19 protein-coding genes and 1 other RNA gene are annotated in these 24,043 nt (G+C 40.3%); 13 read left to right on the top strand and 7 right to left on the bottom strand.

The features are described 5' to 3' along the window. Positions 1-23: 23 nt before the first annotated feature. Positions 24-1,061 (bottom strand): type IV pilus twitching motility protein PilT, encoded by a 1,038-nt coding sequence (locus AC1M9A_RS12765; RefSeq protein ID WP_092768204.1) that lies wholly within the window; start codon positions 1,059-1,061, stop codon positions 24-26. 122 nt (positions 1,062-1,183) lie between these two features. On the opposite strand from AC1M9A_RS12765, the gene AC1M9A_RS12760 reads away from it, so the two are divergent. Together AC1M9A_RS12760 and AC1M9A_RS12755 are read left to right on the top strand one after the other, a co-directional pair. Continuing rightward, on the top strand, positions 1,184-1,870 hold the full coding sequence (locus tag AC1M9A_RS12760) for a YggS family pyridoxal phosphate-dependent enzyme (RefSeq protein WP_035267462.1): 687 nt from the start codon (positions 1,184-1,186) through the stop codon (positions 1,868-1,870). A gap of 116 nt (positions 1,871-1,986) precedes the next feature. Next, on the top strand, positions 1,987-2,784 hold the full coding sequence (locus AC1M9A_RS12755) for a thioesterase family protein (protein WP_180028750.1): 798 nt from the start codon (positions 1,987-1,989) through the stop codon (positions 2,782-2,784). A 44-nt stretch (positions 2,785-2,828) separates the two neighbouring features. Here AC1M9A_RS12755 and AC1M9A_RS12750 read toward each other — a convergent pair whose 3' ends face one another. The 3 genes from AC1M9A_RS12750 to AC1M9A_RS12740 form a co-directional block, all read right to left on the bottom strand. Further along, complete coding sequence (locus tag AC1M9A_RS12750; RefSeq protein WP_481610349.1) at positions 2,829-6,428, bottom strand: AAA family ATPase; 3,600 nt, start codon at positions 6,426-6,428, stop codon at positions 2,829-2,831. 9 nt (positions 6,429-6,437) lie between these two features. Then, positions 6,438-7,685: an exonuclease SbcCD subunit D gene (locus AC1M9A_RS12745; RefSeq protein WP_481587872.1), complete on the bottom strand. Its 1,248-nt coding sequence runs from the start codon at positions 7,683-7,685 to the stop codon at positions 6,438-6,440. Between the two features lie 95 nt (positions 7,686-7,780). Further along, positions 7,781-8,914 carry a hypothetical protein gene (locus AC1M9A_RS12740; RefSeq protein ID WP_481610348.1) on the bottom strand — a complete coding sequence of 378 codons (1,134 nt, stop codon included), beginning with the start codon at positions 8,912-8,914 and terminating at the stop codon, positions 7,781-7,783. Positions 8,915-9,279: 365 nt separating this feature from the next. Between AC1M9A_RS12740 and AC1M9A_RS12735 the strand changes: the two genes are divergently transcribed. Then, a complete protein-coding gene (locus tag AC1M9A_RS12735) occupies positions 9,280-9,732 on the top strand; it encodes an ABZJ_00895 family protein (protein WP_092768214.1) in 453 nt (150 codons plus the stop codon). 64 nt (positions 9,733-9,796) lie between these two features. Beyond that, positions 9,797-10,708: a TIGR01777 family oxidoreductase gene (locus tag AC1M9A_RS12730; RefSeq protein WP_481610347.1), complete on the top strand. Its 912-nt coding sequence runs from the start codon at positions 9,797-9,799 to the stop codon at positions 10,706-10,708. Here AC1M9A_RS12730 and thiO read toward each other — a convergent pair. Continuing rightward, complete coding sequence (thiO, locus tag AC1M9A_RS12725) at positions 10,705-11,811, bottom strand: glycine oxidase ThiO (RefSeq protein WP_481610346.1); 1,107 nt, start codon at positions 11,809-11,811, stop codon at positions 10,705-10,707. The genes AC1M9A_RS12730 and thiO overlap by 4 nt on opposite strands. 197 nt (positions 11,812-12,008) lie before the next feature. Beyond that, on the bottom strand, positions 12,009-13,019 hold the full coding sequence (gene hemB, locus AC1M9A_RS12720) for a porphobilinogen synthase (protein WP_180000234.1): 1,011 nt from the start codon (positions 13,017-13,019) through the stop codon (positions 12,009-12,011). A 108-nt stretch (positions 13,020-13,127) separates the two neighbouring features. Here hemB and AC1M9A_RS12715 point away from each other — a divergent pair, with 108 nt between their 5' ends. Next, on the top strand, positions 13,128-13,625 hold the full coding sequence (locus AC1M9A_RS12715; RefSeq protein WP_035266285.1) for a thioesterase family protein: 498 nt from the start codon (positions 13,128-13,130) through the stop codon (positions 13,623-13,625). Positions 13,626-13,677: 52 nt separating this feature from the next. Here the strand turns inward: AC1M9A_RS12715 and glpK are convergent, their stop codons facing one another. Continuing rightward, on the bottom strand, positions 13,678-15,162 hold the full coding sequence (gene glpK, locus AC1M9A_RS12710) for a glycerol kinase GlpK (RefSeq protein ID WP_481610345.1): 1,485 nt from the start codon (positions 15,160-15,162) through the stop codon (positions 13,678-13,680). Positions 15,163-15,294: 132 nt separating this feature from the next. On the opposite strand from glpK, the gene ssrA reads away from it, so the two are divergent. From ssrA to AC1M9A_RS12670, 8 genes are all read left to right on the top strand, one after another. Beyond that, positions 15,295-15,655: a transfer-messenger RNA gene (ssrA, locus tag AC1M9A_RS12705) on the top strand. Between the two features lie 116 nt (positions 15,656-15,771). Next, positions 15,772-16,704, top strand: a complete 933-nt coding sequence (locus AC1M9A_RS12700; protein ID WP_481610344.1) for a LysR family transcriptional regulator — start codon at positions 15,772-15,774, stop codon at positions 16,702-16,704. Positions 16,705-16,803: 99 nt separating this feature from the next. Continuing rightward, positions 16,804-18,198, top strand: coding sequence for an FAD-dependent tricarballylate dehydrogenase TcuA (tcuA, locus tag AC1M9A_RS12695; RefSeq protein ID WP_481610343.1), 1,395 nt, complete (start codon positions 16,804-16,806; stop codon positions 18,196-18,198). Between the two features lie 2 nt (positions 18,199-18,200). Next, a complete protein-coding gene (gene tcuB, locus AC1M9A_RS12690; protein ID WP_481610342.1) occupies positions 18,201-19,346 on the top strand; it encodes a tricarballylate utilization 4Fe-4S protein TcuB in 1,146 nt (381 codons plus the stop codon). A gap of 93 nt (positions 19,347-19,439) precedes the next feature. Continuing rightward, positions 19,440-20,432 carry a Bug family tripartite tricarboxylate transporter substrate binding protein gene (locus AC1M9A_RS12685; protein WP_481610341.1) on the top strand — a complete coding sequence of 331 codons (993 nt, stop codon included), beginning with the start codon at positions 19,440-19,442 and terminating at the stop codon, positions 20,430-20,432. A gap of 53 nt (positions 20,433-20,485) precedes the next feature. Further along, positions 20,486-20,932, top strand: coding sequence for a tripartite tricarboxylate transporter TctB family protein (locus tag AC1M9A_RS12680; protein ID WP_481610354.1), 447 nt, complete (start codon positions 20,486-20,488; stop codon positions 20,930-20,932). Positions 20,933-20,945: 13 nt separating this feature from the next. Beyond that, positions 20,946-22,448 carry a tripartite tricarboxylate transporter permease gene (locus AC1M9A_RS12675; RefSeq protein WP_481610340.1) on the top strand — a complete coding sequence of 501 codons (1,503 nt, stop codon included), beginning with the start codon at positions 20,946-20,948 and terminating at the stop codon, positions 22,446-22,448. A 46-nt stretch (positions 22,449-22,494) separates the two neighbouring features. After that, entirely contained in the window at positions 22,495-23,526 is a 1,032-nt protein-coding gene (locus tag AC1M9A_RS12670; RefSeq protein WP_481610339.1) for an AbrB family transcriptional regulator, read from the top strand. The last annotated feature ends 517 nt before the right edge of the window (positions 23,527-24,043 follow it).

The following is a 24,043-nucleotide window of genomic DNA, read 5'->3' as shown; positions in this document are numbered from 1 at the left end:
CCTAAATCAAATGACGTCCATTTTTATAAAAATGATTCTGGTTGTTTAGCCGCAGTACGTGCAACTTGCGGGGTAATAATGCCTTTCGCGACAAGATTTTTGAGACTTTGATCGAGAGTGGTCATGCCATAATTTGCACCGGTTTGTATTGCAGAATACATTTGTGCAACTTTGTTCTCACGGATGAGATTTCGAATCGCTGGAATTCCAATCATAATTTCGTGAGCAGCTACCCGACCGCCACCTGTTTTCTTTAAAAGTGTTTGAGAGATGACGGCTTGAAGCGATTCAGAAAGCATGGCACGAACCATGTCTTTCTCATCGGCAGGAAACACGTCGATAATACGGTCAATTGTTTTTGCGGCAGATGTGGTATGCAGTGTTCCAAACACCAAGTGACCAGTTTCCGCAGCAGTAAGTGCAAGTCGAATGGTTTCGAGGTCACGCATTTCACCGACGAGAATAATATCTGGATCTTCACGCAGTGCAGAGCGTAGCGCCTCATTAAAACCGTGTGTGTCACGATGCACTTCACGCTGGTTAATCAAACACTTTTTGGATTGGTGCACGAATTCAATTGGATCTTCGACGGTTAAAATATGGTCGTAACGGTTGTCGTTAATGTAATCCATCATCGCCGCAAGCGTAGTCGATTTACCTGAACCCGTTGGTCCTGTGACCAAAACAATTCCTCGTGGATAGGCGCAAATGTCTTTGAAAATTTGCCCCATGCCCAAGTCTTCCATAGAAATCACTTGAGAAGGAATGGTACGGAATACCGCGCCAGCGCCACGATTTTGGTTGAATGCGTTGACACGGAAGCGTGCTACACCGGGTACTTCAAATGAGAAATCGGTTTCTAATTTTTCTTCATAATCGCGACGTTGTTTATCATTCATGATGTCGTAGATTAAGCGGTGTACTTCTTTGTGTTCTAAGGCTGGTAAGTTAATACGACGAACTTCACCATCAACACGAATCATCGGTGGCATTCCTGCAGAAAGGTGCAAGTCAGACGCCCCGTTTTTCACTGAAAATGCCAGTAATTCTGTAATATCCATAAATTCCCCGAACGCATTAAAATCGTAATTATTTTGATAGAATAATAAGGCTTTCCTACAGCTTAACCAACAGTTAGCGTGCAAGAAAGTAAAAAAAGATAAATTAACTGAGATAGCTATACATGATGAGTCTAGAGCAAGCGAGAAATAGTGTCATTCAACAAATTGAACAAGCCTGTGAAGTTGCTCAACGACAATCTAACGAGGTTAAACTCCTTGCTGTTTCCAAAACGCATCCAGCGGATATTTTGAGAGAAATGTATCAGACTGGTCAACGAGCATTTGGTGAGAATTACCTGCAAGAAGCATTAGATAAAATCAAAGCGCTGAATGATTTAGACATCGAATGGCATTTTATAGGTCATGTACAACGCAATAAAACCAAACAGTTGGCTGAACAATTTGCATGGGTGCATGGGGTTGATCGCTTTATTATCGCAGAGCGACTCTCTAATCAACGCACAATCGAACAGGAGCCTATCAATATTTGTCTTCAAGTGAATATTGATGCTCAAGAAAGCAAAGATGGTTGTGCAGTTTCAGAGGTCGAAGATCTGGTTGCTCAAATGAGCATATTACCCCGACTTCGATTACGAGGGTTAATGGTCATTCCAGCACCTGGCAATGTAGATGCACTCTATGATGCCAAGACACTTTTTGATCAGATGAAAGAGCATCATGCACATCCTTCTGATTGGGATACCTTGAGTATGGGAATGTCGGGTGATTTACAAGATGCGATTAGCGCTGGATCGACTATGGTTCGCATAGGGACGGCCTTATTTGGGGCGCGAGATTACTCAAAATGATTGGATTCAGTCTGCACTGAACTTTCGGGTTCAGTCGCTGTCATTGTAAATACAACTTTTTATGTATAAAAATAAACCAATATATTTCACATAATCATAAAACAGGGAAGAATTGGATGAGTTCGTATTATCAGCTTTTAGAACGAAAAGTGTGTGATGATGGATCAGTACTGGCTAAGTATAAGTCGACTATACATGCTCAAGGTGCATGGAATGCGCACGAACAGCATATGGCGCCCGCAACAGGGATTATTTGTGCAGAGTTGGATCACTTTTCTGCTCGGTCTGACCTACGGATTGGACGTATAAGTTTAGATATTTTGGGCCTGATACCCGCTGGGGAGTTTCAAATTGAAACTCGAATTATTCGACCTGGAAAAACCATTGAATTGATCGAGTCAACCATGTCTGCACATGGTAAAAGCTGTATTCAGGCACGTACTTGGCGAATGATGATGAGTGATACTCAGGCAGTCGCAGGATTAGAAGATCAAAAAGTTGCTGATCCTGACGAGGGGATCTTATGGGAAGAAATTAGAAACTGGCCTGGAGGCTATATTCAATCACTTGAGGCACGCCGTTTAGATCGACGGGCAGGCAAGGGCATTGTATGGCTAACCAATCCTTATGACATGGTTGAAGGACAAATACATTCAGACTTTGTGAAGTTGATGGGAATGGTCGATACAGCGAATGGAATTGTCACACGACAAGGTTGGCCGTTTAACTATACTTTTCCAAATTTAGATTTACAGATACATCTCTATCGTATGCCAATAGGTAAGTGGCTAGGTCTGGAAACAGTGCAACAATATGGTGATGACGGTATCGGGTTAACTTCATCTATTCTTCATGATCTGAACGGACCTTTTGGACGAGCTGAGCAAATTTTAACTTTAAGAAAACTGGCTTAGATTAAAGCCGTCATTTGACGGCTTCAACTTTTTATCATTAATCATTAACCGACAATATTAATGGTACTGGCACCTGCACCTACAGGTTTGACCTGAATCTGTACTGGAATGCGTTCATGCATTTCCTGTACATGCGAGATCAAAACCACTTTACGTCCCTGACTTTGTAAATGATCTAAGGCATTCATCACCATATGTAGTGATGCAGGATCGAGCGTGCCAAAGCCTTCATCAATAAACAGTGATTCAAGTTTCATTGAACCTGATGCCATGTTAGCAATCGCTAAAGCAAGGGCTAAAGACACTAAGAAAGTTTCACCACCTGATAAGGACAACACAGGTCGAACTTCGCTGTTCATATCTAGGTCAATAATGGCCAAACTTAAACTGTCAGGAATACGATGCAACTGATAACGTGGCGCAAGCGGCTGTAATTGCTGATTGGCATATTCCACCAAAATATCTAAATGATGCTCTTGAGCAATCTTTTTAAACTTGGTGCCTTCCTTATGCCCAATCAAATCGTAGATACGTCCCCAACGATATTCCTCCGCCTTGATTTGTTCTATTTGGCTTTGATACTTAGCATAGTTGGCTTGATTGGCAGCATTCATACGTAATTGAGTTTCTGTATCAGTGAGTGCTTCTTGTTGAGCGAGCTTTTCCATTTGCAAGTTCGCAAGTTGCTGCTCGAGCATGCTGAGATCATGTTCAGGCTGATGTTTTAAATGGGCTTGATAACGTTCTTCTAAAACTTGCCAAGCGGTTTTGGCATTCTCTAAAAGTTGTCGCTGCGTATTTAACTCATGGCGTATTTGTTGATGTTGGGCTAAATCAATGCTTAACCATGTCGTGATTTGATCTGTGGTCACGGTCGGATGGCTCAGTTGCCATTGCTGAATAGCCTGTTGTACTTGCTGTAATGCCTGTTCAATATGATGTAAATCACTGAGCAACTGCTGCTGTTGTAAATTGGCTGCATTCAGCTGTTGTTCAGCATGTGCAGTTTTAATGCGTTGTGCATGAACCTCATTGGCATGGGCGATAGCAGTTTCCTCTAAATGTTTTTGCCAATCCGCAGCATAACGGTAGCTTTGACCGGCATAGTCTTGGGTCAGTTCCGCAAGTTTCGAGCGTAACATTTTGCCTTGCTCAATCAGTTGTTCAATCTGGTGAGTCAGGTGTTGTTCGTGCTTTTGCGCTGCTTCAAAGCGCAGCGTCATTTTTTCAAGTTCCTGCTGTGCTTGCAGCAGTGATGTCTCTACCTGTTTTTGCATGGTGAGCAATGCAACACGTTGCTGTAGCTGCTGTTGTAATTCAGCAACCCAATGTATTGGCATGTCTTGCTGATAGCGAGCAGGCAGTAACTGCACAATGGGTTGAATACCTTGATCAAGTTGCACACGACGTTGAATATTCAATTGTAATTGCTGTTGTTGCTGTTGCTCCTTACGCCATTGCTCAAGCAATTGACCAAGTTGTTGTTCTTGTGCCTGTTGTTGTTCGATATGCGATTGCAGTGTTTCGATCTGCTGCATTATGCGCTGCTGTAACTGAATCGGGTCTGCCGTGTCGAGATCTAAACCCAGTTGTTGTAATGCTGCTTGAATATGCACGATCTGTTGCTGAGTCGACTGCGTCAGCTGTTGCACACGTTGTTGTTGTTGTTCAAGTAAGGTCTGTACTTTGGATTGCTCAATCTGGGCTTGCTGTACCTCACGATTGAACTGTTCCAGTTGTTGACGAGCCTCCTGTAATTGCTGCTCGTGTAGTTGCAATAAACCTTGTTCTAAGCGTTGCTGACTTTGTAAAAACGGATGTTCATGGCTCCCACAGACCATACACGGTTGATTGGCTTTGAGCTGTTCACGTAAATGCTGCACGTTTTCGCTATGCAATAGACGCTGTGCCTCCAAGATGCTTTGTAGCTGGGTATAGGCGGCTTCTTGTGTGGCTTTTTCGCTCAAGCGTTTTTCAAGGGTCTGTTGAATAATCTGCAGTTGCTTTTGTTGTTCAGCGATTGAGCCTGTCAGGTCGTGTGTTTCGCTGATATGGGTAATGACTTGATCAAGCTGCTGCTGTTGATGTTGCAGTCGTAATACCGTACTTTGCTGATGTTCACGCTGTTGTTGGATGTTTTTTAGCGATTGTGTCAAAGCGTCAAGACTTTCATGTTGAGCCACATAGCTTTGCAGACGTTGTACAATGGTTTGCTGTTGCTGTTCTAAAGTTGCAAAGGATTGTTGTAATAGTTCTGGCTCTTGTTGATGAAGCAACTGATATTGCTCGACATAATGTTGTAGCGCCTGCAAAGTACTTTGTGGTTCTTGGTCAAAGCATTGTAAAAATTGGCTTTGGGTTAACTCAAAGTTGATTTGTTGCTGTTTATTTTGCCAAGCCAATACGCTGGTCTGTTGTTGTTCAACAGCATGTTTTGACGGTTCTAATTCATTGAGAACAAGCTGATCTTTATCTGCACTGAGTTTTTTATACTGTTCAGAAATACTGTGAATGTCATGATCCAACTTTAAGCCTTGTTCAAGATGAGGCTTAATATCCAAACGTTGCTGCTCAAATTGCGCTTGGGCATGTTCATAGGCTTTTAAGCGCTGTTGTTCAGTAGTAGCTTGTTGTTGTAAAGAGACAAACTCAGCTTGAAAGGCCAGTTGTTTTTGTTGCACCTCAAGTTTTTGTGGTTCTAAACGTGCACGCTGTACATATTGTTCACGAATGGCTTGAAATGCATCAAGCTGTTGTAGCAATTGTTGTTGTGCTGCGGATTTATTTACGGCATCAAGCTGAACTTCATAAATCTCTTTTTTGCCATGGACTTCAGCATACAATTGATCACGCTCAAGATACCATTTACGTTCATTTTCAAGCAGCTTTTCTGATTGTGCCAAATGTACGAGTTGTTGTTTTAACTGCTGATGTTGTTGATTTAAGGCTGCAAGTTGTTCTTCACTCAGAATATCAATATGACCGAGTTGCTTTTCTAAATCAGTACGTTGCTGTTTAATTTCACTAAATTTATCAGCGGCTTTTTTACTGACTTCACTAAAAATTTGCGAATTGGTTAAATATTCGAGTAAGTCTGCACGTTCATGGTCTTTGGCTTTTAAAAATGCACCGACTTCAGATTGTGCTAACAGGACTGCACGGGTAAATTGCTCAAAACTGAGACCAATCAGCTTTTCAATCAGTGGCGTCACTTCCGAGATTTTTTGCGTTAAGGTCGCGCCATCATCTAAACATTGAACAAAGCGCTCGACTTTTAAATTGCCATCAACTTTTTTACGCGCACGGCTAATGTCCCACCGCGCCAAATAGCGTTTACCATCAAGGGCAAGAAATTCAAGTTCAGCAAAACCAGCGGTGGTACCACGACGCAGAATATTCTTCGAATCTTTAATTGAAATGTCTTTACCGCCTACATCTTTCATGCTGCCAGCTGCGCCACGTAAACGTGGGATTTCATCGTACAAAGCTAAACACATGGCATCGAGCAGCGTCGATTTTCCTGCACCTGTTTTACCAGTAATGGCAATCAGACCTGCCTGAGCCAATGGCGCTTGTTCAAAATGGATATGTTGTTCACCGGCTAAAGAGGCCAAGTTGTTTAAACTGAGTCGAATAATTTTCATGACCTGTCCTTAGTGCGCTTTTTGATCCAAATCGTGTTGTGCCGCTTCAAGCAAAGTTAAGAAATCACGCTTCACCGATTCATCCTGCTCATAGCCCATTTTTTCCCACAAGCTTAAAAATAATTTTTCAGGGGTGGGGGGCGCTAAATCGACTTTGTGACTTTCATCGTTTTGCTCCGTTGCTTTTTGATAAATTCGAGCTATACGCAGTAAACGATAACGATTTGGTGGCAGTGCCAGTTCAATCTGCTGACGTAAGTCTACAGGCGGTGGGGCATCTGTCGTATATTCAATCTCTAGAAAATGTCGTGCATTGAGATTGTCAATTTCGCCTTTTGGCAGGGCATGTACCGTAGTGATTAATTCAGACAAGGGTTCACGAATTCGAATCAAATCCACGGTACGTGGAATAATGTGCGCTTGATATTGAAAATGATTTTGTTCATCAGCTTCGGGGTCAATGGTGACTTCAACCACTTGATGTTTATAGTTGCGTTCACTAAAAGACAGTGGAATAGGTGAGCCACTGTAGCGAATATGTTCCTGTCCAACTTTTTGCGGTTTATGCAAATGACCGAGTGCCACATAATCAATCACATCATCAAATAATGCAGTGGATAAAGCCTCTTCGTTACCAATCACAATTGGACGTTCGGAATCTGAGGTTTCACCGCCTTGCATATGGGCATGTGACATCAAAATTAAGGCTTGATTGGGTTGTTTACGCGCTTTAGCTTCCGCAATAAGTTGTTGGTGTAAATAGGCAATCGCATTTTGGCTGTTGGTGGTATTTTCATTTAAGCCTGTAATTTCGGCACTGCGTAAATAAGGCAGGGTTAAGCACCAAGCAACGATATTTTTATCAGCATCATAAATAGGTACCAACAAACGATCGAGATCAAATTCACCATCCTGTTTGCCAATAATACCGACCGCTTTGGCATTGAATTTCGCTAGAAAAGGTTCAACCTGTTCAATGCGGTAACCGGAATCATGATTACCTGCGATCATTAAGGTTTGCATATGCGGGGCAATGGCATGGGCATCGGTGAGAAACTGGTATAACTGTTTTTGAGCAGATGATGCAGGATTGACCACATCAAAAATATCACCGGCAATCAGCAGGGCATTCGGTTGTTTTTGTTGAATTTGCGCAAGTAGCCAATTTAAAAATTGTGTGTGTTCATAGTCACGATCATGATTGTGAAAAAATTGCCCCAAATGCCAATCTGAAGTATGAAAAAAACGCACTGCCATTACCGAACCCCAAAACATCTCAATTGTCATCTTATCCAATATCGGACTTTAAAACATCGAAATTTTTAACATCTCTATAAGACAGCTTTTAATCGCTATTTTTTATTCGATTTACTCTTTTTTCGTCTTTTTCTCTTTTTTCTATTTTTGATTCTCGAGTTGATCGAGATTTGCTTATGAGAAGAGGATGCATGCAGTTTAGCTGCTGTTAACGATTGATCTATTTTATGATGAAAAAAAGATTGGATGACTAAGGGTACCAATAGAATGCTTAGCCAAATACTCATATTGATGGGAATTATTTGATAGATATAATTTAAAGAATAGACTGAAACCGTAAAAATGAGTGCAAACCAAGCTTCTGTTTTAGAAATTTGATCTTCTGAAAAACGTTTGATATGGATCAGCGTATTTTGTTTGACATCTGAAAAATAAGAACGCGTGTATTTATTGGGAAAATAGCTGAGAAGCAGAATTAAGTTTTGAAAAAGATATAAAGACGATAAACCGAGTAAAAAATATCGAAATAATAAAATTAAACGCTCAACCCAACGATGCTCAGATGTATTATCGACCTGTGAATAAAGTTCTATAATTTGATCAATAGACAAAATTAAAACTGAACAACAAGTAAAGAAACTCAGTAGAAAACGGCTTAAATGATGATGCTTAATTTTAAAAAAGGCATGTAAAACCGAATAAAGTAAAAATATTAACAAGATTATTGTGATGAATGTCGATAATACTGTATCAACACCAAGCATCTGTTTTTCGAAAAACCAATAGCAAATTCCAAGTGCGAATAAAAAACTAAGACCTTCACCAAAAGGTGTGGTTAAACTCTGATGATGGTCTACAGAAAAAACTATTAAGTAAGCACCAAGATAGAAATAGACCCAAATTATTAATGGATTCGAGCTATTACTCTGTATAGAAATAAATGAAAGTGCACTCAAAAATAGGCTTAAAATTGAATAAATTAAGATTTTTTCTTTGTTTCTAATGATTTGATAACTTTGATAAAAAACACCACAGAGTAAACTGATGATTGTAAGCGGTATGTGAAATTGATGATTAATAAATGCTTTAATAAAAACAAAGCAATAGCAAACTAATACGATACTGATAAGAAAGCGAGTGAATGGATAATTCAATACATCCCAAAAGTCTGATTTAAAATTTAGACGTTTTTTTAGACTAATTTTATGTTTAATTTTTTCTTTATACATTGGTGCTAGGATTTATTCTGATTGTTATCTCATCTTTATGGATAAAAGTATATTTAGAAAATTTATAAATTTCAAAAATAAAGCCGACGATTCGAGTGATGTGAAATCGTCGGCCAAAATACTTCAGTCATACAAATTTAGGCTGCTAAACTAAATTTTTCTGCAAGAAGCATGATTTATAGGTCTCATTGGGGTATAAGGTCACCGTGTATCATTGCGGATGCCGGTGCAATGACTACGCGGTTGCTACTGACCTTGTACCTTATATAACGCATAAGGTTGTGATTCGGTTGACAAGAAAATTAAAAATATCTGATTTATTTTCGGTTATGCTTTGTGACAGGAATTTATTGCGTCTGAGAGTTATGGTTTCTTTAAGAAAATATTTTTTATGGTTCTTTTTTCTTTGCTTAGGATTAACGCTGGTTGCAGGTATATTGGCAGCGTTATTGCCTTCAGCAATTGCAGGAATAGTCACTGCGCTTCCATATTTAATAGCGATGATTGTTGTTTTATATAGATTTATTGATCAACAACAACGTGCACCTTCGGATCAAGAACGTAAAAAATTCACATTAGGTTTTACATTAATCTTTTGGGGCTATAACTTTCTTGGTGTTTTTTTAAGTATTTTATTTTTTTCGAGAAAAGACCCTGAAATTTGGCAGAACTTTTTACTCTATGTCCAAAATTCCAGTTTCTTAAGTCTCAGTGCAATTATGATTTTGATGCTGGCGATACCATTATATTTAATTACCTTTTGGTTTTATGGTCCACAAGCGAAGCGCATGGCGAATAAATTGGTGGTAAATAAGTAATCATGAATTGAGCTCAACGGCATCTTTCACCATGATAGAGAGATCAGATCATAAGAGTATTTCTATGTATCATCCTTGCGTTTTGGTTACTGGTGCAACAGGTTTTATTGGGTCTTATTTGGTTGCATATTTGCTAGATCAAGATTATCAAGTGATTGGTTTAAGCCGACAGTCCAATCCAAAAATGAAGCATCCACGTTTGACATGGGTTCAATCTTTAGATGATATCCAACACGCTCAAATTGACTATGTTATTAACTTAGCGGGTGAAAGTATTGGTGATGGTCGCTGGACGCAAAGGCGAAAACAAAAACTCATCGACAGCCGAGTGAATACGACCGATGCATTATTACATTATCTGCTGACCCATCAGCAACATCCCAAGCGAATTATTTCTGGTTCTGCTGTAGGATATTATGGTATTGATCCTGATCAAGAATGGTCAGAAAAAAACAATGAGCAGGGATCATCTCAACCGATCTTTATGTCCGAACTTTGCCAAGAGTGGGAGAGGTCGGCGCTCCAACACAAAAATCAGTTTGATATTAAGGTCATTCGTTTAGGCGTGGTGTTTGGGCATGGCGGAGGAATTTTACAACAATTACTCTTACCGATTCGATTTAATCTGGTAGGTAAAATTGGTTCAGGTCAGCAGCCCTTAGCATGGATTCATCTTCAGGACGTGATTCAGGCGATTGAATTTCTGATGTTGAATGACACTCCAAAAGAAGTTTTTAATTTCGTTGCTCCTGAACAAACGAATCAGGTGTATTTTGTTCGCACCGCAGCAAAAATTTTAAACAAGAAACCGCTTTTAAGTCTGCCTGATTCATTGTTTAAAATCATGTTAGGTGAGCAGTCTCAATTGGTTTTAAATGGACAATACGTTATACCAGAAGCACTTATTCAAGCAGGTTATACATTTCAGTATCCAGAACTCAAAATGGCGTTGGAGCAACTACTTCCATCACATTAAACTTGAAACTTCAAAGATGGGTCATAGGGTCTAGGATCAACGAGGGTGGTCTGATTCAGCATGAGTTGTCGTAGTAACTGCGCTGCAGCTGGCCCCATGCATAAACCATTTCTAAAATGACCAAAATTCGCCCATAAGTTTTTCATTTCAGGCATTAAACCGATATATGGAATTCCATCAGGTGAGCTAGGTCTCAAGCCTGCCCATTGTTGCACAATCGGGAAATTTTTAAGTTCAGGTATGAGTTGAATGCATGCTTGGTAAATGGATTGTTGTGTTTTCAAATTTGGGCGATGTTCAAAACCTAATTCCGCCATACTGGAACCACAGACGATATGGCCATCTCGACGTGGAATCATATACATGACATTGTACATACACATCGTGGGTAGCCAGTTTTCAGGGGTTTTGAATAGGATCATCTGCCCCTGAACAGGTTGAACAGGGATATTGAAATCGAGTTGTGATGCCCAATGTGCCGACCAAGCTCCAGTAGCGATAACATACTGATCAGCTTTAATTTGATGTTGATCATGCAGAACAATGGATTGCACTTGCTGATTTTGAATCAGTAATTTTTCTACCCACTTATGCTCGATAATCTTTACTTTTGAATGTGATTTAAGATAAGTCAGAATAGACTTTAAAAGACGAGGATTACGAACATTAGACAATTGTGGAAAATGCAAAGCCTGCTTGAAAGTATTAGAAACTCGTGGATTCAGATTTCTTAATTGAGTCTCGTCGAGTAAATCGCAATGCTGCATCGGCTCGTTATATTGCGCCTTATAACTGAGTCCAATCTCAAAATCATCTTCATCAAAAATTAACATGCCTGAATCGTGAATTTCGAAATCAATGCCACTCAATGGTTGAATTTTTTGATTCCAAGATTGATATAACGATTTACCAAGTTGTGCCAATTGATTGACTGCTTTGGGATAACGCCAAGGATACATAGGTGACAAAATACCACCACCTGCCCAAGATGCAGCTTTAGCTGCTTGTTTTTGATCAATGAGGGTAATTTCACAACCTTGTTCGAGTAATTCAAGCGCTGTTAGTAAGCCGCTAATTCCACATCCAATGATGGCAACGTGCATTTTTATCCACCTTCAAAATGACGGGGTGTATTAGACCATATTCAAGCTCTAATCGTGCAAATAATCTCAATGATGAAAAGAGATCGATGAGATGTAAGATGTTAAATGAGTGAGTTAAAAGTTGGGTCTCGAATACAATGATGATTGTAGTAGAAAAAAAGCGCTTTATGTAAAAGCGCTTTTGATTCAATAGTGTATTACAGATCTTTAAGCATTTTTGCAGCATCTTCAGCAAAATAGGTCCAAATTCCATCTGCACCAGCACGACGACAGCTCATCAATGATTCTAAAATCACACTTTCAGAAAGCCAGCCGTTTTGGATTGCTGCTGCCAACATGGCATATTCACCACTCACTTGATAAACAAATGTTGGAATGCCAAATGTGTCTTTAACTTCACGTACAATATCTAGATATGGCATCCCTGGTTTTACGATCACCATGTCTGCACCTTCTTGAATATCTAGTGCAATTTCGTGAAGAGCTTCAGCTCGGTTTCCTACATCCATTTGGTAGTTATACTTATTACCACCTTTTAAATTAGATGCTGAACCCACTGCATCACGGAAAGGACCATAGAAGCTTGATGCATATTTGGCAGAATAAGCCATGATATTGGTATAAATATGACCATTTGCTTCAAATGCTTGACGAATCGCAGCAATACGACCATCCATCATATCACTCGGTGCGAAAACATCGGCTCCTGCTTCTGCATGGCTTAAACCTTGTTTAATCAGACACTCAACAGTTTCATCATTCAGGACATAACCTGTTTCATCTATGATGCCATCCTGACCGTGTGTTGTATAAGGGTCTAAAGCGCCATCAGTGATGAGTACCATTTCTGGTAATTCTTTTTTTAGAAGACGGACAGTGCTTTGAACTAAACCATCATCTCTCCATGCTGCTTCAGCAGTTAAACTTTTGTCTTCTTGTGGGGTAACTGGGAATAAAGCTAATTTAGATACACCTAATTCTAAAAGTTTTTCAGCTTTGTTTAACAACAAATCAGCTGAAAGACGGTGAATATTTGGCATACTAGGTATTTCTTGGGTTTGATTTTGACCTGGTAGAACAAATACCGGATAAATGAGATGTTCAGCAGAAAGATGTGTTTCTCTCACCATCGCTCTGAGTTTGTCATTTTTTCGAATACGGCGCATGCGTGTTGCAGGAAAAGCAGGGCGATTAAACGTATAAGTCATCACAATCTCGATGTTTGGTATTTTACTTGGGTCTAATTGTAGCCCCCTTAAGGCGGTTTTTGGGAAAATGCTGATGGTTTTTTCTCATGATGTTAATTTGAGTTTTGTATGAACGATTCCCAAAAAAAATGGATGGGTAACCTCCATTTAGGTGCTAAACCAGATCTTGAAGTGGTATTAAATCAACTCACTCAAGTATTTAATACCTCTCCTTATTTCGCTTACAACGAAATGCAAATGCGTGTCGTAGAAGGTGAAATCCAAGGTTATATTGAGATGAAACCTAATCTCATTGGTAATATTTCTTTCCAAATTTTGCATGGCGGTGTAGCAGCAACATTACTCGATAGTATTGGCGGGATTGTTGCAATGGGCGAGCTTTACAAGCGTGCAGAGCCTGATATGTTGCCTGAAACTTTAAAGAAAGTTTCACGTTTAGCAACAGTGGATATGCGAGTGGATTATTTATCACCAGGGCGCGGAAAGTATTTTATTGCCACTGCTGAAGTCCTACGCATGGGTCGCAAAGGTTGTACGATGCGCATGAATATGGTGAATGATGAAGGTAAAGCAATTGCAACAGGTATTGCTTCATACGCATATTGAAAAATCTATGTATCTCTTATAAGAAAACCGCCCTTGTAGGCGGTTTTTTATACTAAACATCTGATCTTGAACGTTTTAACGCACTATTCCATTGATGTAAATGAAATTGACGTTGATCTTCAGACATTGTTGGCTCAAAGGCTTTTTCCAATTTCCATGATGCCGCAATATCAGACGGATTTTTAAATACACCTGCAGTTAAACCTGCCATTGCCGCAGCTCCCCAAGCCGTTGACTCCAAAAGTTGCGGTCTTAATACAGGAACATTCAGTAAGTCGGCTTGAAACTGCATCAACATATCATTTTGACTCGCACCACCATCTACACGTAATTCTTTTAAAGGGTTTCGAATATCAGATTGCATGGCATTCAAAACGTCAGCGACTTGAAATGCGATTGATTCGAGAGCTGCTCGCGCAATATGTGCTTTATTTGTCCCTCTAGACATACCGCATAATAATGCGCGGGCATCCGTATCCCAATGAGGTGCTCCTAAGCCTGTAAAGGCAGGAACAAGTACGACACCATCGGTATTGTTAACTTGACACGCCAATTGTTCAACTTCTTGGCTACTTTGAATAATTCCTAGTCCATCACGTAACCATTGCACTATCGCACCAGCCATAAAAACACTACCTTCAAGCGCATACGAGGTGTGTTCTTTGCATTGCCAAGCTAAAGTGGAGAGAAGCTGATTCTGACTCAGTTGAATTTGATCACCTGTATTGAATAACATAAAGCAGCCAGTACCATAGGTATTTTTAGCTGAGCCTACGTCAAAACATGATTGACCAAATAACGCTGATTGTTGATCACCTAAAATCCCTGTAATTGGAATTTCTGCACCTAAGAGACCTTTTGCTGTATTGGCAATATGGCAATCAGAAGCCACGATTTTGGGTAGTATTGCTTTTGGGATATTAAATAGTGCGAGTAATTCGTCATCCCATTGCTGGGTATGCAGATTCATTAACATGGTTCTTGAAGCATTCGAGACTTCAATCACGTGTTCAGCACCTTGAGTGAGATTCCAAACTAGCCAGCTATCAATGGTTCCAAAAGCCACTTCGCCTTGTTCCGCACGAGCTCTTAAACCATCAATATTTTCAAGTAACCACACTAATTTTCCAGCACTGAAATAAGGATCAATGCGGAGTCCTGTGGTGTAATTTATCTTGTTTTGTAAGTCTTGGTGAATGAGGGAATTACACCAATCACTTGATCTGCGATCTTGCCAAATAATTGCAGGGGCTAGAGGTTCACCAGTTTTTTTATCCCAAATCACTGTCGTTTCGCGTTGATTGGTTAGGCCTAAAGCTTTGATATCTTTAGGCAGTAATCGCGCATCAGCAATTGCTTGCTGCACTACTGCGATTTGTGAACTCCAAATCTCTTGTGCATTTTGCTCTACCCAGCCTGACTTTGGTGTTCGTATTTTAGTTTCTCTTTGAGCTGTTGCATGAACGTTTCCATGTTCATCAAAAATGATCGCACGACTTGACGTCGTCCCTTGATCTAGTGCAAGTAAATAACTCATAAAATATGCAATTTTGAACTTGAAAAAAGAGATTTTATCTCAATTATTGGAATAAGCGCATGTGTATGTTTAATTGTTGTGAAATTAGAGGTCGTATTTTCAAACTTTTATGCTATGATTGTGTTGTACTTTGGGGATGTTCCTGGCTTCGACGCTGGTGATGAAACTCATAGATGCATGCCGAGAGCGCATTTTCTCTCGTAAATAAAATTTGCATTTTAAATAGTCGCAAACGACGAATCTTACGCTCTAGCTGCCTAAGGGCAGCTTGTCCGCATCTCTGAATACTTGTGGTTAGAGATCCCGACTGAAGCGCACGCACACAAGTCCGTATAACATCAAGCCTTGGGGTGTTGTACTAAACTTAAAGGATCGCTCTCTTAACCCTGTTCGTCGGGTCTTTGAGGGTTAAAACAATAGACGATATCTAAGCATGTAGTAATCTCGAGTGTAGTGCTTGCGGACGCGGGTTCGACTCCCGCCATCTCCACCAAAATTCTTGTTATAAATCAGCCACTTATATTAAGTGGCTTTTTTATTGCTAATTAAAACTGATAAAACGAAAAAGTACGATGCTTATTTAATATTCGTATGGGTAGGGGGAGGCATATGGAACTGAAGCAACTTAGATACTTTATTACGATTGTTGAGTCAGGAAGTTTAGGTAAAGCTGCGCAGAAGTTAGATGTGGGCACATCAGCACTTAGCCAGCAAATTGCAAAGTTAGAAGATGAGCTGTGTACAAGGTTATTGCAACGTAACTCTACAGGTGTGACTCCAACGCCTGCAGGTTTAGCTTTTTTCAAACAGGCACAACTTTCACTTCGTCATGCGCAATATGCAATAGAAGCTGCGCATTCATCACGCTTGACAGGTCATGTGAGTGTGGGATTTTCACCCAGTATTGCATCAGTACTCGGCATTCCCTTCATGCAACTAATGTCGGAGCGTTATCCCGATATAAAAATTCATTTAGTCGAGAGCCTATCTGGTAATCTCACCAATTTAGTCAATGCAAGGCAACTAGATATTGCGATTATATTTACCCAAGATGTGGATAGTAATTGGGCTGTTCAACCTTTATTGAAAGAGCAAATGTTCATGATGGCCAATTGTGCTTTGTTAAAAGAGCATGGCTATGAACAATGTATTTTAGAAGGAAAAATTGATTTAGAAAAAGTGAATCGCTTACCACTTGTATTGCCAAGTCAGAGACATGGTTTGCGTAAATTTCTTGATCAAAAAGTTGAATTATTAGATGTTGACTATGAAGTAGATGGTCTACATCTTCTGATGAATTGTGTTAGCAATTTAAACATGGCAACCATTCAACCTGTCAGTGCACATTTTGATTATCTAAAGTCGGATATTTGTTTATTAAAAGTGGTTGAACCAGAACTTGATCGAATTAATTATTTAATTAGTTTGGCTGAAGAAGAGCTTTCACCCGCGAGCCTAGCAACTAAAGTGGCGATTAAAAGCACAGTTAAAAGCTTGATTCAGAAAGGACTATGGCCAAGTGCTGAGTTATTAGACTTTTAACCTATTTAATTTTATTAAACACCTATTTAAATTCTGCCTATCACGTTAATTCGCACTTTTAGTCTTAAATTACATCAAATTCGAGAGGGAAGACATCGAATGCATGATGTAATTGTGATTGGCGGTGGGAATGCCGCATTGTGTGCTGCACTGACAGCAAGAGAACAAGGCGCATCTGTCTTATTATTGGAAGCTGCACCCAAAGAGTGGCGTGGGGGGAACTCTCAGCACACTCGTAATTTACGTTGTATGCATGACGCACCACAAGATGTTTTGGTGGACGCTTATCCTGAGGAAGAGTACTGGCAGGATTTGTTAAAAGTTACCGCGGGCAAGACCAGTGAACATTTGGCACGTTTGGTGATTCGAAGTACAGCAACTTGTCGAGATTGGATGCGTAAGCATGGGGTGAATTTCCAACCACCGCTGTCAGGGGCACTGCATGTCGCACGTACTAATGCATTTTTTATGGGCGGTGGAAAAGCTTTAGTTAATGCCTATTTTAGAAGCGCACAAGATTTAGGTGTTGAGGTTCGCTATAGCACCAAAATTGTTGACTTGGACTTAGAAGACAATACTTTCAAAGCTGCTATTGCTGAAGATGGTACACGTTTTGAAGGAGCGGCTTGTGTTCTTGCTGCAGGTGGTTTTGAATCGAACATCGCATGGCTTAAAGAAGCTTGGGGACAAAACGAAAATGGTGAGTGGCCAGCGGATAATTTTATTATTCGTGGTACACGTTTCAACCAAGGCAACTTACTCAAATTTATGATGGATCAAGGAGCCGATATCATTGGCGATCCATCTCAATCGCATTGTGTCGCTGTCGATGCACGTGCTCCTTTATATGATGGTGGAATTTGTACCCGTATTGACTGTGTATCTTTAGGGATTGTCGTCAACAAAAATGCAGAACGTTTTTATGATGAAGGTGAAGACTTCTGGCCAAAACGTTATGCGATTTGGGGGCGTTTAGTTGCCAAGCAGCCGAATCAAATTGCCTATTCAATAATTGATTCAAAATCTGTTGGACGTTTCATGCCACCCGTATTTGAAGGCACGAAAGCAGATAGCATTGAAGAGTTAGCAGCAAAGCTCAATTTAGATGTGGCGACCCTCTCGAAAACGGTGAATGAGTTTAACCAAGCCTGTGTCGTTGGTGAGTTTAATCATACTGTGCTTGATAATTGTCATACTGAAAATTTAAGCCCTGCGAAAACCCATTGGGCTGTTCCGCTGAATCACCCCCCTTTTTATGCATACGCACTGCGTCCGGGGATCACTTTTACTTATCTCGGTTTAAAAGTGGAGGATGATGCGGCCGTTCGTTTCAATAATTGCCCAAGCCCAAATTTATTCGTTGCAGGTGAAATGATGGCTGGCAACGTGTTAGGTCAGGGTTATACAGCAGGGGTAGGTATGTCGATTGGAACGACATTTGGTCGTATTGCAGGAAAAAATGCGGCGAATGTTGCACTGAAGTTGGGAGTTTAATTATGAATGCCAATGCAAAAAATTTAATTCCTATCGTGCAGTTGAGTCAGAACGAAGATCAAGTCAAACAAGCCTTACAGATTTGTAATGCTTGTCGTTACTGTGAAACATTTTGTGCGGTTTTCCCTGCCATGACCAAACGTCTTGAGTTTACGCAGGCGGATATCCACTATATGGCTAATCTTTGTCATAACTGTGGTGCGTGTTTACATGCTTGCCAATATGCGCCACCGCATGAATTTGGCGTCAATATTCCGCAAGCCATGGCACAAGTTCGATTAGAGACTTATCAAGAATTTGCAGTCCCTGCTGCATTTGGATCAATCTATCAAAAAACAGGCATTCCACTGGTTTCTGCAATGTCAGTACTATTTTTCTTACTGATGTTGGCAGGTGTTTGGATGAATGGCACCGATCTATTTGGTCGCTACCAAGGTGATTTCTACGCCATTTTTCCTCACAATTTTTTAGCAGTGCTGTTTGGTTCAGTGTTTATTTTAGCGTTTGTGCTATTGGGTTTAGGCATTGCAAAATTCTGGAAGCAAACCTCTAAAATTATTCCTGAAGGCGTGGCGCAGCCAGATATTCTACAAGCTTCTAAAAATGTTCTCACGCTCAAATATTTAGATGGTGGGCATGGTAAAGGTTGTAATGAAGAAGATGATCGATATACACAAATCCGTCGTGTTTATCATCACTTCACAATGTATGGCTTTTTACTCTGTTTTGCAGCAACAAGCGTTGCAACGTTCTATCACTATTTTTTTGGTCTTCAAGCACCCTATGCCTACAGCAGTTTACCCGTAATTTTAGGTACGTTGGGTGGAATTGGCTTAATCATTGGCCCAGTAGGATTGTTATATCTCAATATTAAACGTCATCCTTTACATGGTGATGTGAAGCAAAAGCCAATGGACCGTGGATTTATTTTCTTGCTTCTGCTGATCAGTGTCACCGGTTTATTGCTCTTGGCATTTCGTGATACCTCGGCAATGGCATTACTCCTGATAATTCATCTCGCAACAGTTATGACTTTCTTCTTAACAATTCCCTTTGGTAAGTTCGCTCACGGTTTCTATCGTAGTGCAGCTTTATTAAAGTTCGCTGTGGAAGAGAGAATTGCAAAACAACGAGCTAAAACGAAGTAAACACCCAAACCAATCTAGGCCAGAGGTTAGATTGGAAATAGGTAAAACATGGACATACATCAATTAATAATTCAGCAATAAGGATAGTTTGCTATGAAAAAAATGAAATGGTTAGCACTCGCATTTACAGGAGCAGTGTTAGTGGGTTGTGGTACAGGAAATGCATCAAAAGAACCCGGCCAACCTAAACGAGCAGAATGTATCGCACCGGCTAAGCCAGGGGGGGGATTTGATATGACCTGTAAACTGATGCAATCCGGCTTTAAAGAAGCGGGAGTTCTTGAGTCACCCGTTCGTGTAACGTATATGCCGGGTGGTGTAGGGGCAGTGGCATATAACAAAATCGTTAACAATGACCCAGCGAACGATAATGCTGTGATTGCATTTTCCACAGGCTCACTATTGAACTTGGCCCAAGGCAAATTTGGTAATTTCACAGAAAAAGATGTGAAGTGGCTTTCAGGTGTTGCCGTTGATTATGGGCTTGTAGCAGTTCACAAAGATTCACCACTGAAAAACCTTGATGATTTGATGAAGGCATTGCGTGAAAATCCGAAGAAACTCAGCTTTGGTGGTGCAGGTAGTGTTGGTGGTCAGGATTGGATGCAAACAGCAATTTTAGCGAAAAAAGCAGGCGTGAATCCTGCCGATATGAGCTTCGTTGCATTAGAAGGAGGTGGCGAAGTTTTAACCTCACTCTTGGGGCAGCATATACAAGTGGGTGTAGGTAATGTCAGTGAAGTTGGTTCACATTTAGACAGCGGCTCAATTCGTATTTTAGCGGTGTTTTCCAAAGATAGATTGGAAGGTAAATTTTCAAATCTACCTACCGCAATTGAGCAAGGCTATGACCTTGAGTGGCCTGTCATTCGTGGTTTCTATGTGGGACCAAAAGTCAGTGATGATGCTTATCAGTGGTGGAAAAAAGCCTTTGAAAAAATGATGGCAGATCAGAGATTTGATGCAGTACGTGACAATCAAGATTTACTGCCATTTGAAATGACTGGCGACGAACTAGCAGCGTATGTATATAAGCAAACCAATGAAATGCGTCAGTTATCGGAAGAATACAAATTATCAAAATAATCAACAGACTGATTTAGGACAGTTGTTCTAACTCAGTTTTGTTTAGAGGGAAGCTGATGAAATCTGAACGCATGCTTACAGCCATCATTACTGTTATTGGATTGGGCTTATTGATCTACGCATTGAACTTTCAAGCCCCCATTTCTTACGACCCAGTCGGACCAAAAGCCTTTCCGGTGCTCCTCATGAGCTTGATCACTTTCAGTGCTTTTTACTTAACGGTTCGGCCAGCCATTATGTTTGAGGTAGTTGAGCTAGGGTGGACAAAGCACTTGGTTGGTAAATTGGTCCTGTGTGTAGTGGCTTTGACAATCTATGCTGCTGTCTTTGAGTTTCTTGGATTTATGGGGGCTACTTTGTTACTCACAATCGCGCTTGGACGTTTGTTTAACGGCAAAATGATCCCGATTGTAATTACCAGTATTGTCTTAAGTCTGAGTACTTATTATATGTTTGACCGTGTGTTAGACGTGCCTTTACCGCTTGGGCTCTTTGGTTAAGGATAACAACCATATGGAAATATTAAATTTTTTAATGATGGGTTTTGAGGTTGCCTTACAACCGAAAAACTTATTAATTGCCTTCATTGGGGCTTTTATTGGAACTGTCGTCGGTTTATTGCCCGGTTTAGGTCCAATCAACGGTGTTGCGATTCTTTTACCATTTGCTTATGCCTTAGGTTTACCCGTCGATAGCGCACTGATTTTATTGGCTGCTGTATATTTGGGCTGCGAATATGGTGGCCGTATCTCCGCAATTCTTCTGAATGTACCAGGCGATGCGGGCGCTGTGATGACAACCTTGGATGGTTATCCTCTTGCACAACAAGGTAAAGCAGGGATTGCGCTGTCATTATCTTCAGTCAGTTCCTTTATTGGCAGTACGATTGCATTTATTGGGATTGTGTTATTTGCACCGCTTTTAGCAAAGTGGGCAATTGCATTTGGTCCTGCTGAATACTTTGTATTGATGGTTTTTGCGATCGTTTGTTTAACGGGATTGGTGAGTACCCAACCTGTTAAAACCTTTCTTATGGCATTAATGGGGCTGGCTCTTTCGACTGTTGGAATGGATGCAATTACCGGTGTTTACCGTTTTACTTTTGATAGTGTCGGTTTAAGTGATGGGATCGCCTTTACTACACTCGTGATTGGTCTATTTAGTATCAGCGAGATCTTACTGTTACTTGAACGTACCACCATTGGTAAAGTCGTATTACAACAAGGTAAACGCTCTTTATTTAATGTCAAAGAATTCTTTAGTTCACTCGCAACCATCATTCGTGGTTCATTGATTGGATTCTTCTCTGGGATTTTACCAGGGGCAGGTGCGACTGTAGCTAGTGCCATGGCCTATACCACTGAACGTAAAATGGCGAAGGACAACAGTCAGTTTGGTAAAGGCGATTTGCGTGGACTTGCTGCACCTGAAAGTGCCAACAATGCTGCGGCCTGTGGTTCATTTGTTCCCATGTTAACCCTTGGCGTGCCAGGTTCAGGGACCACAGCGGTCATGATGGGTGCATTATTAATGTATAACATTGCACCTGGGCCACAACTGTTTACTGAGCAACCAACTTTGGTATGGGCACTGATTGCTTCATTAATGGTAGGGAACATTATTTTACTTGTGCTGAACCTTCCATTGGTTGGTTTCTTTGCAAAAATGTTGAGTGTACCTAGCTATATCTTGATTCCAATTATCGCAACCGTGAGTTTTATTGGGGTTTATGCGATTCATAGCAATATCTTTGATCTGTTGCTATGCCTTGGTTTGGGTGTGTTTGGCTATATCTTACGTAAATTTGACTTCCCACTTGCACCGCTCATTTTAGGTTTCGTATTAGGTGAGTTGATGGAATCGAATTTACGCCGTGCGTTGTCCATCTCTCAAGGTGAACTTAGCATTTTATGGAGTAGTCCAATCAGTATTGGTCTTTGGGTGATGTCCGCACTGTTACTGATCCTACCGATTGTACGCAAATACCTATTTGTAAAAAAACAAAAATCAATCTAACCCAAGCTGATGGTCAACATGATGTTGACCATCATTGGTGAGGAATATGGAAAACATCAAATCGAATGCCAAAGGATTGGCAATTACCTTCATTGGTGCATGGCTTGGTATTCTTGTTGGTCTACCACTACCTTGGTTATTAGGTCCACTTCTGATCACGGTCATCATTGGCAGTTTTGGGATATCTAATCCATGTCACGTACGTTGGCGTCAGACAGGACAAGTGATTATTGGTATGGCTTTGGGGCTATACTTCACATCAGTGCTTGTCAATGCCTTATCAATTTATTGGATATTTATCTTGATAGGTATTTTATGGTCCATCGTGCTGAATTTGATTTTAGCGACTCTTCAATATCTTTTTAATCGCCTAGATTGGTCAACGGCATGGTTTGCATCAGCGATTGGTAGTGCTAGTGAAATGGTCAATATAGCTGAAAAATATCAGGCACAGGTCGATAAAGTTGCAGCCACCCATAGCCTAAGAATTGTGATTCTAGTTGTGTTATTACCCATTTTTATGAGCCTTTATTTGGAAGTTGATTGGCATACAACATTGATGACCGTGCAGCATTTTGATGTTAGCTCCACCATTTTGATTTTTTTATTGGCTTTAGGCATCGCAAAATTATTTGAGCATCTCAATGTGCTGAATGCTTGGATTTTAGGTCCGATTTTAATTATTGGTTTGCTGTCTTACATCGGTATTCTTCAGCATAGTTTGCCTAATTGGTTGATTGCATTTGGACAACTCTGTATCGGTTGGTCATTGGGCAGTAAATTTCCATTTGGCTTTCTAAAAGACAATAAACGTTTTTTATTGCTCACGATTCTTTTTAATTTATTGGCATTGATGCTCTCAATTATATTTGTTTTTGGACTCATTCAATGGGCTTCAGTGGATGAAAAAGTTCTATTACTTGGACTGTCTCCGGGGGGGATTGCTGAAATGTCCTTAATGGCAAAAGTATTAGGTCTATCGGTGCCAATTATTGTGGCATTTCAGTTGTCGCGCTTAATTTTTGTGATTCTTACCACAAAATATTTTTATCAAATTACTCACAAAATGTTTTTTTAAATATTGTTTGGATTCTAAATTAGAGCACGCATGAATAGCAGTGTTTATGATCTAATTTCTTATGCAGACAGTTTGTATAGAGTCAAAAGAGATGGATGATTTTTAAAACTCATTCAAAACCAAGATGGGGAAATATGTCTTTATACTATCAAAAATAAACCTCCAGCTTTAAAATAAGCACAATATCAAAATGAAGCCATGTGTTTAATGACAGTTTCAAATTGTGGCGACCTACTCAAATATTTACATCAGCGCACTACCCTCATTTGTTTGGAAGCTTTAAAGATGAAGGCTTAGCGATTTAGTATATGGATCAGACGAGTGCTGAAATTTTGAGATCCGCAATGAAAAAGAAATCATACGTGATTCAGTACTTAACAAAACATTCTCCCATCATTTATTAGGAGGTGATACGATTCAATCCTAAGGTGGGGAGATATCTTCAACATCATGATGCCCATTTTTGGGAACACTTAGTTGAACCAAATCTATAAGTCATTCACTATTTAAAGGATCC

The organism is Acinetobacter sp. ANC_7634, assembly GCF_056779875.1.
Note: the sequence above shows the minus strand (reverse complement) of the source record. Positions and strands in the feature narration are given on the sequence as shown.